We start from the raw sequence: 12,715 nt of genomic DNA, 5'->3' as shown, positions 1-12,715 counted from the left end.
TTGAGTTAACCAACCCGAAACGGGAGCTTATGTCCGAAGAATTCTACCGCATCAAACGCTTGCCACCTTATGTCATCGCTGAGGTCAATGCGATGCGTGCGGCGGCGCGCGGCGCGGGTGAGGATATCATTGACCTCGGCATGGGCAATCCTGATTTGCCGCCACCGCCGCATGTGATCGAAAAACTGTGCGAAGTGGCGCAGAAGCCGGATGCCCATGGCTATTCCGCGTCTAAGGGAATTCCAGGGCTTCGCAAAGCACAGGCGAATTATTATGGGCGTCGTTTCGGGGTCGATGTGGATCCTGAACATGAAGTTGTCGTGACCATGGGGTCCAAGGAAGGCTTGGCAAGCCTTGCCACGGCGATCACTGCGCCGGGCGATGTGGTTCTGGCACCGAACCCGAGCTACCCTATTCACACTTTCGGTTTCATCATTGCAGGCGCAACGATCCGTTCGGTGCCAACCACGCCCGACGAAAATTACTTCCGATCGCTGGAGCGTGCCATGGCCTTTACTGTGCCGCGTCCGTCGATATTGGTCGTAAACTACCCGTCAAATCCCACTGCCGAGACCGTTGATTTGGCCTTTTACGAACGGCTGGTTGCATGGGCGAAGCACAATAAGGTCTTGATATTGTCTGACCTTGCGTATTCCGAACTCTATTTTGACGGCAATCCGACTCCATCGATTTTGCAAGTCAAAGGCGGCAAGGATGTGGCCGTCGAATTCACGTCCTTGTCCAAAACATATTCGATGGCTGGATGGCGCGTTGGTTTTGCTGTTGGCAATCGCGACCTGATTGCGGCGATGACCCGCGTGAAAAGCTATCTGGATTATGGTGCCTTCACCCCCATTCAGGCAGCAGCCTGCGCCGCGCTCAACGGGCCGCAGGACATTGTTGAGCAGAACCGCCAGCTTTACCACAAACGCCGCGATATCCTTGTCGAGGCGTTCGGACGGGCCGGTTGGGATATTCCGCCGCCTAAGGCGTCGATGTTTGCCTGGGCACCCTTGCCGCCCGCGCTCGCGCATTTGGGCAGCCTTGAATTTTCGAAGCAGTTGCTGACAGAGGCGAAGGTCGCTGTTGCGCCGGGCGTTGGCTACGGCGAAGATGGAGAAGGCTATGTCCGCATTGCGATGGTCGAAAATGAACACCGGTTGCGGCAGGCTGCGCGCAATGTGAAACGCTATTTACAATCCATGGGCGTCAACACCCCTGCGCAGTCCAAGGCGATCTGACATGGCACGTGGCGACTTTGCTTTTCATCATAGCTTGCGCGTGCGCTGGTCCGAAACTGACGCGCAAGGCGTTGTCTTCAACGCCCGGTATCTCGATTATGCGGATATCGCGATTACCGAATATTGGCGTGCGGTAAAGTTTCGCCATTATGCCGATGGTGCGCCGATGGAATTTCATGTGAAGAAAGCCACCGTCACATGGTTTGCACCGATTAAGCCGGATGAGATGATTGAAGTCATGGCGCGGACCATCGCAACGGGGCGCACAAGCATGACGCAGTTCGTTGAAATTCACGGGCTCACCGAAGATGGTTCCGACGATTTGCGCGCTACGGTGGATTTGGTCAGCGTGCATGTGGATCTCGACGTGCATCGTCCCATCCCGTTGCCCGATTGGGTGAAGGGCGTTTTTACAGCGTTCGACAGCCAAGCAACCCATAAGCCGTCTGCTCTGGCCGAGGCTTGAGGCATTGGGCCGTCATGCCATGACCGCGAAGATGATATTACTAACGCTGGCGATGGCGCTTGTCGGCGGCTGCCAACAAAGTGCGTCGGACGCACAAAATGCACGCGCGGTAGAATTTCCCCGCCCTGATCGCACGGTATCGGCGGCTGGCGACACGGAGTTTTCAACGGAGGCTGCCCGTGACCAAGCGGGCGAAGCCGAATATGTCATGGATTGGGCGGGCATTGAGTTGGGGACCACCGTTGCGGACATTGGCGCAGGCGAGGGCTATTACACCATGCGCCTTGCCGAGCGCGTTGGCCCCAAAGGCCGCGTTTTGGCGCAGGACATTAATCGCGGCGCGCTTGATCGACTTGGGGAACGCGTCACGCGTGAGCAGCTCGACAATGTCGCAATCAAGGAAGGTGCGGTTGACGATCCCCGCCTACCGGAGAACAGCTTTGACCGGATATTCATGGTGCATATGTACCATGAGATCGAAGAGCCTTATGCGTTTCTGTGGCGGATGCGGCCTGCGCTGGCAAAAGGCGGGCAAGTGATAGTCGTCGACCGTGACCGCGCGACCGACCGCCACGGCATAGCGCCAAAGTTGTTATTCTGTGAATTTGAGGCGGTCGGTTATCGCCTGACCGGCTTTACCGAGCAATTGAAGCTTGGCGGTTATATTGCGCGTTTTGAAGTCAGCGGCGCGCGGCCTGAACCATCGGCCATACGGACCTGCGCCAGCCGTTATCCGCAATCCTGAGGTTTCTTAGTCGCCATCAAAATCGATGAGGACGCCGCACGGATATCAACCGCGTCCGCTTTTGGCACAAAAAAAGGCGGCCTATCGCTAGACCGCCCCTTTTGTATATCCCCAAAGGGAGACTGAATTACTTCAGTTCTACGGTTCCGCCAGCAGCAAGGATCTTCGCCTTGATGTCTTCGGCTTCTGCCTTGTTTACGCCTTCCTTGATCGCCTTTGGCGCGGACTCAACGAGAGCCTTTGCTTCAGTCAGACCAAGTGCAGTGATTGCGCGGACTTCCTTGATGACGGCAATCTTGTTTCCGCCGTCGCCGGTCAGGATAACGTCGAATTCAGTCTGCTCTTCAGCAGCAGGTGCAGCAGCGGCAGCAGGGCCAGCAACAGCAACAGCAGCAGCGGCGCTAACGCCCCACTTTTCTTCCAAAGCCTTTGCAAGGTCAGCCGCTTCAAGAACGGTCAAAGCCGAAAGTTGGTCTACGAGCTTTTCAATATCAGCCATTTAAATAACACTCCGATTTTCTGTCATATCTGTAGGGCTCGCCCAAATGGACGCCGCCGGTTTCATGTAAAAAGTTACGCTGCCTTTTGGTCAGCATAGGCACCAAATACCCGTGCCAATTTCGCAGCCGGTGCGGTCGAAAGCTGAGCGATTTTCGTTGCCGGTGCTTGTACAAGCCCGATAAGCGTCGCGCGCAGTTGATCGAGCGATGGCAATGAAGCCAGAGCCTTTACACCGTTTACATCGAGGAAAGTGCTACCCATCGCACCGCCGACAATTTCAAGTTTGTCATTGGTTTTGGCGAACTCGACAGCAACCTTTGCAGCGGCGACCGGGTCCGACGATGTGGCGAGCGCCGTAGGTCCGGTAAGCAATTCTGCTACCGATCCATATGACGTTCCCTCAAGGGCGATTTTGGCAAGACGGTTCTTGGCAACCTTATATGTTGCGCCCGCATCGCGCATCTTCAAACGAAGGTCGGTCGATTGTGCAACTGTCAGCCCGAGATTACGGGTAACAACAACAACCGCCGCTTCATTAAAAGTGGCGTTCAGCGATGCAACTGTTTCGGTCTTTTCAGAACGGTTCATGCATTACTCCTTATTCGGGCCGTCCCGGCGAACCGAGCAAGCCCAACACGAAAAGCGAAGCACCCGGATGGGCACTTGCGCTGACTTGGTCCGTGGGGAAGTTTCATGCCGAACGCACACGACAGATTGTCGGAGCAGTGGCGAAGGATGGCAAAGCCAATCCTGAAATCTCTATCCCCGTCTAGGCTGGACATTAAGATGGGCAAATTCCCATCACCAACTGTCTCGGACGGTTGCCGGTGAAGCCGTCGCTCCACCGAACAGGGGTGCAACTAGCAGGGTTGGGGGGAGAGTCAAGCGGCGTCGCGTCCGTTTGCGCACTGGCCCGAACAATATGGCGGGACAAAAGCCGATGATCTGCCGGTGGAGATCATCGCGTTGGATTAAGTCCTTACGCAAAACTGTTCGTAAAAATTGACGGAGTAACTATGGCGTTGGGCATGTCGCAAACCTCCATCGTGCCCCGTCTGCATCTTCTGCTCGCCTTGGCGGTGATGGCGGTATGGGGAACGAACTTCGTTGTCATCAAATTGGCGCTGGAACACTTGCCGCCCTTATGGCTTGCCACCTTGCGTTTTGCCTGCGCGTTTTTGCCAACCGCGTTTTTCCTGAAACGGCCGGCGGTGCCCGTGTCCAATCTTGCGGCTTATGGCGTGCTGATCGGTGCTGGGCAATTTGGTCTGCTCTTTCTGGCGATGAAGAACGACATTACACCCGGTCTTGCGTCCCTAGTGGTCCAGATACAGGTGTTTTTCACCATCGCCCTATCAATGCGGCTGACGGGTGAGCGGGTGCGCGGTTTTCAATGGGCAGCGCTCGCGCTGGCGACCAGTGGGCTTGCTGTCATCCTGACCCATTCGAACGGCAGCGCGACGCCCTTGGGGCTGGGGCTTGTGGTAACCGCCGCCTTTTGTTGGTCGAACGGGAATATGGTGTCGCGGGCGGCGGGCAAGGTGGACATGCTCGCTTATGTGGTCTGGGCCAGCATTTTTGCGGTGCCGCCTTTGTTCCTTCTCGCGTTGCTGTTTGAAGGGGTGCCCGCCTTGATGGCGGGTGTGCACGCCGCGACGCCCACAACATGGGCTGCCGTGGTGTGGCAGGCGGTGGGCAATACCATGTTCGGCTATGGCGTATGGGGATGGTTGCTGGCGCGGCATCCAGCGGCAACTGTGGCGCCCATGGCCTTGCTTGTGCCGGTATTCGGGATAGGCGCATCGGCCTTGTTTCTGGGCGAACCCTTGCAAAGTTGGAAGTTGCTGGCGGCTGCCCTCGTCATGGGCGGATTAGCATTAAGCCTTTTATGGCCGCGATATGCCGTCAAAAGGAAGGCTACAAACAGCTGACAATAAAAAAGGGCTGAAGGTTTCCCTCCAGCCCCTTTTTTGTTCATACGGCGAAACGCTTAAGCGCCAGCGACGTCTGCCAGATCAATCTTGAGGCCTGGGCCCATCGACGAGCTGATTGCCACGCGGCGAACATATTTGCCCTTTGATCCGGTTGGCTTGTTCTTGATGATTGCATCGACCAATGCGTCGAAATTCTTGCGCAGGTCGGAATCGGAGAAGCTTTTCTTACCGATGCCGCTGTGGATGATGCCTTGCTTTTCAACGCGGAATTCAACCTGACCGGCCTTTGCCGCCTTAACGGCTTCAGCAACGTCCATGGTGACTGTGCCCAGCTTTGGGTTAGGCATCAGGCCCTTTGGACCTAAGGTCTTACCCAAGCGGCCAACGATGCCCATCATGTCCGGCGTTGCAATGACGCGGTCATAATCGAGATTGCCCGCCAGCATATCTTCCATCAGGTCTTCTGCGCCGACTTTGTCAGCACCCGCAGCAGTCGCAGCAGTCGCCTTGTCGCCACGTGCGAATACGGCAACCTTCATTTCCTTACCAGTACCAGCAGGAAGCGAAACCATGCCGCGCACCATTTGGTCGGCATGACGTGGGTCAACGCCCAAGTTCATCGCAACTTCGATGGTTTCGTCAAATTTGGCGGTCGCCAGTTCCTTGATGGTCTTCAGCGCTTCATTAACACTGTAGAGCTTGTCCGCATCGAGATGCGCGAGCGACTTTGCTTTTTTGGTTAGCTTTGCCATGTTCTCAACCCTCCACGACTTCGAGGCCCATGGCGGTAGCCGAGCCTGCGATGATTTTTACGGCCGCGTCCATGTCGTTCGCGTTGAGGTCGGCCATTTTGATGGTCGCGACTTCTTCCAATTGTGCACGGGTAATTTTACCAGCAGTCACCTTGCCTGGTTCTTTCGAACCGGACTTCAGACCCAAAACCTTCTTAATTAAAAAGGTCGCAGGCGGTGACTTCATTGCAAAGGTGAAGCTCTTGTCCGCAAAAACGGTGATTTTGGTTGGAATCGGCGTGCCTTTTTCCATATCGGCGGTCGCCGCATTGAACTGCTTGCAGAATTCCATGATGTTCACGCCACGCTGACCCAAAGCTGGGCCGATGGGCGGGGATGGTGTGGCTGAACCTGCAGGAACTTGCAGGCCGATATAGCCGTCAATTTTCTTTGCCATATATGGCGTCCTTTCATTCTTTCCCCAAAATTGCCGAGGCAAAAACGGGTCAAATTAAGCGGTCAAACAGTCGTATACAAATCTCTTTGGTAACAACCTCCCGCACGGGCTCTACTGATTCTCATCAGCAGAGGGGGGCGAATAAGTGAAATGCGCCGGAAAAGCAAGCCGCGCCTATGGCTGGGCTGATTGCCGACATCCATCTCCACTCCCATGACGGGAGCGGATCATCACTTCATCAATTCAACTTCTTCAAAGTCCAGCTCGACCGGCGTTGCACGGCCAAAAATGCTAACCGATACCTTGACGCGGTTCTTGTCGAAGTCGAGTTCTTCGACCAAGCCGTTGAAGCTTGCAAATGGTCCGCCAAGCACCTTGACCTGATCACCAATTTCATAGTCGACCGAAACGCGCTTCTTGGGTGCGGCTTCGAGTTCCTGCTTCGTGTTCAGGATGCGGGCGGCTTCTGCTTCGGTGATAGGCTGCGGCTTGTTGCCAGCGCCCAGAAAGCCCGTGACCTTTGCCGTGTTCTTGACCAAATGGTACACATCATCGTTCATATTCAGCTTTGCAAGAACATAGCCGGGGAAGAATTTCCGCTCTGCCTTGATCTTCTTGCCGCGACGCACTTCGGTGATCTGTTCGGTCGGAACCTCTATAGCTTCGACCAATTGCGAAAGACCAATGCGCTCGGCCTCGGCCAGAATCTGGTCGCGGACCTTGTTCTCAAAACCCGAATAAGCGTGAATGATGTACCAGCGTGCCATAATATCTTTCTTTTCCCCAAAACTCTCTCAAGGGTCTGCGCTTAGCCTTCGGCGAGCGCGAGCAGTCCCTTTACGATTGCGGCAAATACCGCGTCGACGCCCAAAAAGAAGATGGCAAGGATGATCGTCATGATCAGAACCATGATAGCGGTCTGCACGGTTTCCTGCCTTGTTGGCCATACTACCTTGCCGATTTCGGTCCGTACCTGACGGATGAATTCACCGGGGCTATTCTTTGCCATATCGTTTCTTCCTGTTCGATCCCGAGGATAGCCGCCAGCGCTCCGACCGGCGGGTCGAGAGCGATATAGGTTCCTATTTCGGAAAGAATAGGTCTGTAGCGATGGATTCGCCGCAACGCAAGATACCAAACAAAACTGGGCAAGTCCGTTTAGGAAAGCGCTTTGGCTATTTAAGCGATGTTGAAGTGCCTTGAACTATCGGGCTTTTGGGTTATCTCCTGCAACCTAAACTTGCCAAGGAAACGCCCCAAATGCCATCCGGTCTTGCTGCTTTACTCGACGATATCGCCACGATTGCCAAAGTGGCTGCCGCTTCTGTGGATGATGTCGCCGCCGCAGCGGGCAAGGCAGGCAGCAAGGCCGCAGGCGTTGTCATCGACGATACCGCGGTGACACCGCAATATGTCACGGGCTTTACCCCCGACCGCGAATTGCCGATCATCTGGCGCATTGCCAAGGGGTCATTCTTTAACAAGCTGGTGATCATCTTGCCGGTTGCCCTGTTGCTGAGCCTGTTCCTGCCATGGGCGATTACGCCGATATTGATGCTGGGCGGCGCGTATCTGTGCTTTGAAGGCGCAGAAAAGGTGTGGGAAAAAATCGCCCCGCATGAGGAGGAGAATCTCCTCGAAGAACTGGCTGCGTTAACCAGCAGCGAACATGAAACCGCGATGGTCAAGGGCGCGGTGCGCACCGATTTCATCCTGTCCGCCGAAATCATGGCGATTGCATTGAATGAAGTGAAAGGCCTTGCGGAAACATCGATCTGGTTGGAGGCTGGGACTTTGGCCTTTGTCGCCATCGCCGTCACCATCGGGGTCTATGGCGTCGTCGGCTTGATCGTGAAAATGGACGATATCGGCCTGAAGTTGGCCGGGCGCGAAAACAGCGGATCGCAAGCCATTGGCCGCGCCCTTGTAAAGGGTATGCCCAAATTGCTCGCCGCCTTGTCCACCATCGGTACCGCTGCGATGCTATGGGTGGGCGGGCAAATCATCGTCCACGGCTTTGGCATCCACCCAGCAGAGTTTTTGGGCCTATATGAAGGCGCTTTGGCCTGGGTAGCAGATGCGGCGATGAGCGGTATTGTGGGGCTGGCCATCGGCGCGGTGATTGTGCTGGCGCATCACATGGTTGCCAAGCGCAAGGCGGGTTGATCTTCCCCAGTCACCATTTCTAAATTTGAAAGAAAATGGCAGGAGTTGGGGGACTCGAACCCACGACCCTCGGTTTTGGAGACCGATGCTCTACCAACTGAGCTAAACTCCTGCACTCCGCTTTTCAGCGAAGAAGGGTGCCCTTAACGCCGATATGCGAACGGGGCAAGTCTGCTTTCGACAATATCGATCTAGAAGCTCATCTCATCATAGACGCGCGACACATCGCCGCCCCATTCGCCGTGATATTTCTCGAGCAACACTTCGGCGACGGTTTTGCCGCTGGCGACGATTTCGCGCAACGGGTCGAGATAGCCGGTTTCATTGTCACCGCTGGCGTTCAGGCAATTGCGTGCTGCCAAGCCAGATGACGAGATGTCCAATATGCGTCCCGCCAAATCCAGCAGCTTACCACCGCCTGGTATCGCGGCGTTTAGGCCTTGTGCGGGTACAGCATTGCGCAGGGCCTCGCGCTCTTCCATCGTCCAATGCTTCACTTCATCCCATGCGGCATCAAGCGCGCTTTGGTCATAGAGCAAGCCGACCCAGAAAGCAGGGAGCGCGCAGATACGGTTCCACGGGCCACCATCGGCACCGCGCATTTCCAAAAAGCTTTTCAGCCGCACTTCGGGAAAGGCGGTGGACATATGGTCTTCCCAGTCGCTGACCGTGGGCTTTTCACCCGGCAAGACGGAAAGTTCGCCCTTTAGGAAATCGCGGAAATCAAGACCCGATGCATCGATATATTTGCCGTCACGATACACGAAATACATCGGCACCTTGAGCATATAATCAACATATTGTTCATAGCCGAAATTGGCGTCGAACACGAACGGCAACATGCCCGTGCGTTGGGGGTCGGTGTCCGACCAGATATGGCTGCGATAGGACAGGAACCCGTTTGGCTTGCCTTCCAAGAAAGGCGAATTCGCAAATAACGCAGTGGCCAAAGGTTGCAGCGCCAGCGATGTCCGGAATTTATGCGCCATGTCGGCTTCGCTCGCATAATCGAGATTGACCTGGATCGTGCAGGTGCGCAGCATCATGTCGAGGCCCATGCTGCCAACGCGTGGCATATGGCGCAGCATGATGTCATAGCGCCCCTTGGGCATGATCGGCAGTTCAGCCCGCGTCTTGTCGGGCCAAAGGCCAAGGCCCAGAAAGCTGGTGTTCGTCTTGTCGCCAATGGCCTTTACCTGTTTCAAATGCCGCCCGGTTTCAGCGCAGGTTTGGTGCAGGTTCTCAAGTGGTGCGCCCGATAGTTCGAGTTGGCCGGCGGGCTCAAGACTGATGGCACCGTCGCTGCCGCTCATGGCGATAACCTTGCCATTTTCGTACACAGGTTCCCAACCAAATTCGGTCATCGCCATCAACAGATCGCGAATGCCACCCGGTTCATCATAAGAAGGGGCATGATGATCACTGCGATTATACACGAATTTTTCATGCTCGGTGCCAATGCGCCAGCGGTCCTTGGGCTTTTCACCCTTGGATATTGCGGCGACCAATTGATCGCGCGTTTCGATGACGGGATCAATGCGGTTGGAAACGGTTTTTGTGCTCATGGCGGCGGTTTAGAAATGTCGCGGCGATATTGCCAGTAGATTAATGTTATCGCGTTATGACCCAGTTCTCGGGCGGATTATATACACCGCAGAGAGACTTAAGCCGCCCAGTCGCCATTTTTTGCCATCCAAACCGATAATGCGGCAACCGCAGCCGTGTCCGCCCGCAATATGCGCGGGCCAAGCGATATGGGCCGCGCATTGGGATGCGCGCGAATTAAAGCATTTTCACCATCGGTGAAGCCGCCCTCCGGCCCGATCAACAGGGCCGCTGGTCCGGCGCTGATGGCCTCCAACATAGTTTCGCCGCCGCGTTCGTCGCAGAAATATAAACTGCGGTCGGTTGGCCAATCCATCAGCACAGCGTCCAGTTTCGTCAGCGGCGCAATGTGCGGCAAGGCGGTGCGCTCGCATTGCTCGGCCGCCTCAATCATATGCGCACGCAGGCGGTCATCCTTCACCTTATCGACCACGCAGCGCGCGGTCAGCACAGGCACAAAGCGCGCCACGCCCAATTCGCACGCCTTTTCGGCAATCCAGTCAAAGCGATCCTTTTTGATTAAAGCTTGGACAATCCACAGATCAGGCGTCGTTTCGCGTCCGCGCAATTTTTCCGTGACGGTCAGGTCAAGGTCGCGTTTGTGTATATGCGTGACGGTGGCGAGATATTCGCCCGAAATATCGTCGAACAATTTGACCGGCGCACCTTCTTTCAGGCGCATCACACCGATCAGATAATGCGCGCTATTGCCGGAAATGTTCAGGGTTGCTCCAAGCGCCAGCACTTGTTCCACAAACAAGCGCGGCGTTGATTTTGGGGGCCAGGCGGGTGTTGCGGGCATGGCTAGCCTCTACCTGTAAAACCGAGTGCCGTCATCTGCGAACTTACGCTCGTTCAACTTCGCAGATGACGCGCCGAGTAAATTTTGGCAGAGCTGACCATATGACGTCTAAACTTGTCCCCGACAGCGAATATACCGGCATCATCGCCCTGTTGCCGGTGAAGCTGCGCGCTTTGGTGCTTTTGGCGCGGTTCGACCGTCCGATTGGCTGGTGGCTGTTATTTTGGCCCTGTATATTCGGGCTGGCGCTTTCGGGTGGGCTTGTTCCACGCTGGGACCTTGCGTTGTGGATGCTGCTGGGCGCGATGGTGATGCGCGGGGCAGGGTGCGTATATAATGACATTGTCGACCGCAATTTGGACGCACAAGTCGCGCGCACAGCGTCGCGGCCCTTGCCCAGCGGTGATATCAGCCTGCGCGGTGCTTGGGCGTTTCTGCTTGGCTTGTGCGCCGTGGGTTTGCTGGTGCTGCTCCAACTTCGGTGGGAAGCGCAGATTGTCGCTGTCAGCAGCATCCTTCTTGTTGCGGCATACCCTTTTATGAAGCGCATCACATATTGGCCGCAAGTCTGGCTTGGGCTTGTGTTTAGCTGGGGCGCATTGGTCGGCTGGGTCGCGATCATGGGGCAAAGCAATACGGCGATGCTGTGGCTCTATGCGGGCACGATATTCTGGGTTGTCGGCTATGACACCATCTATGCCATGCAAGACCGCGAAGATGACGCCTTGGTCGGAATTAAATCGAGCGCCTTGCGGCTGGGCGGCAGCGTCCGGCTCGGCGTGGCGGCTTTCTATATCCTCACCATCACAGGCTGGGGCATGGCGATTTGGAGCGTTCGGCCCGAAAAGCAAGCTTTGGTTGCCCTTCTTCCGGTCGCCTTTCATTTGGGGATGCAAGTCGCATCGCTGAAATCCGATGGCAGCAACGCGCTCGGCCATTTCCGTTCAAACCGCGTGGCAGGTTTGCTTGCTGCGCTTGCATTTTTGGTCGTTGGCGCGGCCGGACAATATTAGGGAGAGAATTATGGAACATCGTCGTATCGGCAAAAGCGCCATTTATGTGTCCGACATTTGCATGGGCACCATGACCTTTGGGTCGCAAACCGACGAGGCGGAGGCGCACCGCATTCTCGACAAATGTCTGGACGCGGGTATCAACTTTTTCGACACCGCCGAAGGCTATCCCGTGCCGCCAGACATCAAATGGGTTGGCCGGACAGAGGACATTGTCGGCCGCTGGATGAAGGGTAAGAACCGCGACGCCATCATCATGGCAACCAAGGTTTCCGGCCCAAGCCACACATGGTTTAAATCGCCCAAGCGCGGCGGCATGACCACGCTCGATCGTCACAATATCATCACCGCGGTGGAGGAAAGCCTACGCCGCTTACAGACCGACTATATCGACCTGTATCAAACGCATTGGCCCGACCACGGCCTTGCCTATGACGAAACGATGGAGGTGCTCGATGAACTGGTGCGGTCGGGCAAGGTGCGCGTTTTGGGTTGTTCAAATGAAACAAGCTATGGCCTGATGAAGTCGCTGGCGACGTCCGAACGGCTGGGCGTGGCGCGTTACGAAAGTATCCAGAATAATTTTTCGATCAACAACCGCCGGTTTGAGGATGAGCTGAAACAAGTCTGCCGTCTGGAGGGCATATCGTTGCTGCCTTACTCGCCCTTGGCTGGCGGCGTGTTGTCGGGCAAATATCTCGATGGCGCCCGCCCCGAAGGCGCGCGTTTCTCTGGCTATCTCGAAATGGCCGGATCGCGCCAAATCGCCATGGCACAACGTTTTGCGGGGCCCCGCGCATTGGAAAGCACGATGCGGATTGTTGCAATTGCGCAAGAGGCGGGCATGTCGCCGGTGACGCTGGCAACGGCGTGGTCAAAACAGCATGACTTTGTGGCGTCCACCATTGTGGGCGTGAGCAAGGAAGATCAGCTCGACGATATCTTCGCTGCGATTGACCTGAAACTGAGCGATGAGGTGATGACCGCAGTGCACAAGGTAACGAAAGAGATATTATACCCGATGGGGTGAGGGGGATGACGGGGTGGTTACTCG

At 55.9% G+C, this 12,715-nt stretch carries 15 protein-coding genes and 1 tRNA gene; 7 read left to right on the top strand and 9 right to left on the bottom strand.

Annotation, left to right across the window (positions count from 1 at the left end; translation table 11 throughout):
• The first annotated feature begins 29 nt into the window (after positions 1-29).
• From Q0O33_RS05840 to Q0O33_RS05830, 3 genes are read left to right on the top strand one after another with little or no spacing between them, the layout of a single operon-like run.
• Complete coding sequence (locus Q0O33_RS05840) at positions 30-1,241, top strand: LL-diaminopimelate aminotransferase (protein WP_295497244.1); 1,212 nt, start codon at positions 30-32, stop codon at positions 1,239-1,241.
• A 1-nt stretch (position 1,242) separates the two neighbouring features.
• Positions 1,243-1,707 (top strand): thioesterase family protein, encoded by a 465-nt coding sequence (locus Q0O33_RS05835; RefSeq protein WP_295497242.1) that lies wholly within the window; start codon positions 1,243-1,245, stop codon positions 1,705-1,707.
• Positions 1,708-1,726: 19 nt separating this feature from the next.
• Positions 1,727-2,452: a class I SAM-dependent methyltransferase gene (locus Q0O33_RS05830; RefSeq protein WP_295497240.1), complete on the top strand. Its 726-nt coding sequence runs from the start codon at positions 1,727-1,729 to the stop codon at positions 2,450-2,452.
• 127 nt (positions 2,453-2,579) lie between these two features.
• Here the strand turns inward: Q0O33_RS05830 and rplL are convergent, their stop codons facing one another.
• Both rplL and rplJ read right to left on the bottom strand, forming a co-directional pair.
• Positions 2,580-2,951 (bottom strand): 50S ribosomal protein L7/L12, encoded by a 372-nt coding sequence (gene rplL / locus Q0O33_RS05825; RefSeq protein ID WP_295497238.1) that lies wholly within the window; start codon positions 2,949-2,951, stop codon positions 2,580-2,582.
• A 74-nt stretch (positions 2,952-3,025) separates the two neighbouring features.
• Entirely contained in the window at positions 3,026-3,541 is a 516-nt protein-coding gene (gene rplJ / locus Q0O33_RS05820) for a 50S ribosomal protein L10 (protein ID WP_295497236.1), read from the bottom strand.
• A gap of 428 nt (positions 3,542-3,969) precedes the next feature.
• Here rplJ and Q0O33_RS05815 point away from each other — a divergent pair, with 428 nt between their 5' ends.
• The gene (locus Q0O33_RS05815) at positions 3,970-4,884 is read left to right on the top strand and encodes an EamA family transporter (protein ID WP_295497234.1); all 915 of its coding nucleotides are present in this window, start codon (positions 3,970-3,972) and stop codon (positions 4,882-4,884) included.
• 59 nt (positions 4,885-4,943) lie between these two features.
• On the opposite strand, the gene rplA is transcribed toward Q0O33_RS05815, so the two are convergent.
• The 4 genes from rplA to secE all read right to left on the bottom strand — a co-directional run bounded on the left by rplA (position 4,944) and on the right by secE (position 7,084).
• Positions 4,944-5,639, bottom strand: coding sequence for a 50S ribosomal protein L1 (gene rplA / locus Q0O33_RS05810; RefSeq protein ID WP_295497232.1), 696 nt, complete (start codon positions 5,637-5,639; stop codon positions 4,944-4,946).
• 4 nt (positions 5,640-5,643) lie between these two features.
• Positions 5,644-6,075 carry a 50S ribosomal protein L11 gene (rplK, locus tag Q0O33_RS05805; protein ID WP_125229783.1) on the bottom strand — a complete coding sequence of 144 codons (432 nt, stop codon included), beginning with the start codon at positions 6,073-6,075 and terminating at the stop codon, positions 5,644-5,646.
• Positions 6,076-6,305: 230 nt separating this feature from the next.
• Entirely contained in the window at positions 6,306-6,842 is a 537-nt protein-coding gene (nusG, locus tag Q0O33_RS05800; protein WP_295497230.1) for a transcription termination/antitermination protein NusG, read from the bottom strand.
• Between the two features lie 41 nt (positions 6,843-6,883).
• The gene (secE, locus tag Q0O33_RS05795; protein ID WP_125229785.1) at positions 6,884-7,084 is read right to left on the bottom strand and encodes a preprotein translocase subunit SecE; all 201 of its coding nucleotides are present in this window, start codon (positions 7,082-7,084) and stop codon (positions 6,884-6,886) included.
• Positions 7,085-7,335: 251 nt separating this feature from the next.
• Here secE and Q0O33_RS05790 point away from each other — a divergent pair, with 251 nt between their 5' ends.
• Entirely contained in the window at positions 7,336-8,241 is a 906-nt protein-coding gene (locus tag Q0O33_RS05790; protein ID WP_295497227.1) for a DUF808 domain-containing protein, read from the top strand.
• A 36-nt stretch (positions 8,242-8,277) separates the two neighbouring features.
• Here Q0O33_RS05790 and Q0O33_RS05785 read toward each other — a convergent pair.
• The 3 genes from Q0O33_RS05785 to Q0O33_RS05775 all read right to left on the bottom strand — a co-directional run bounded on the left by Q0O33_RS05785 (position 8,278) and on the right by Q0O33_RS05775 (position 10,648).
• Positions 8,278-8,353, bottom strand: a tRNA-Trp gene (locus Q0O33_RS05785).
• 79 nt (positions 8,354-8,432) lie between these two features.
• Positions 8,433-9,806 (bottom strand): glutamate--cysteine ligase, encoded by a 1,374-nt coding sequence (locus tag Q0O33_RS05780; RefSeq protein WP_295497225.1) that lies wholly within the window; start codon positions 9,804-9,806, stop codon positions 8,433-8,435.
• Positions 9,807-9,904: 98 nt separating this feature from the next.
• Entirely contained in the window at positions 9,905-10,648 is a 744-nt protein-coding gene (locus Q0O33_RS05775) for a 16S rRNA (uracil(1498)-N(3))-methyltransferase (RefSeq protein WP_295497223.1), read from the bottom strand.
• A 101-nt stretch (positions 10,649-10,749) separates the two neighbouring features.
• Between Q0O33_RS05775 and ubiA the strand changes: the two genes are divergently transcribed.
• Together ubiA and Q0O33_RS05765 are read left to right on the top strand one after the other, a co-directional pair.
• A complete protein-coding gene (gene ubiA / locus Q0O33_RS05770) occupies positions 10,750-11,661 on the top strand; it encodes a 4-hydroxybenzoate octaprenyltransferase (RefSeq protein ID WP_295497221.1) in 912 nt (303 codons plus the stop codon).
• Between the two features lie 10 nt (positions 11,662-11,671).
• A complete protein-coding gene (locus Q0O33_RS05765; protein WP_295497219.1) occupies positions 11,672-12,691 on the top strand; it encodes an aldo/keto reductase in 1,020 nt (339 codons plus the stop codon).
• Positions 12,692-12,715: the final 24 nt, after the last annotated feature.

It is taken from the genome of Sphingorhabdus sp. EL138, assembly GCF_945862485.1.
GTDB lineage: Bacteria > Pseudomonadota > Alphaproteobacteria > Sphingomonadales > Sphingomonadaceae > Sphingorhabdus_B.
The sequence above is the reverse complement of the archived record's forward strand: the minus strand, read 5'-3'. Positions and strand labels throughout refer to the sequence as shown.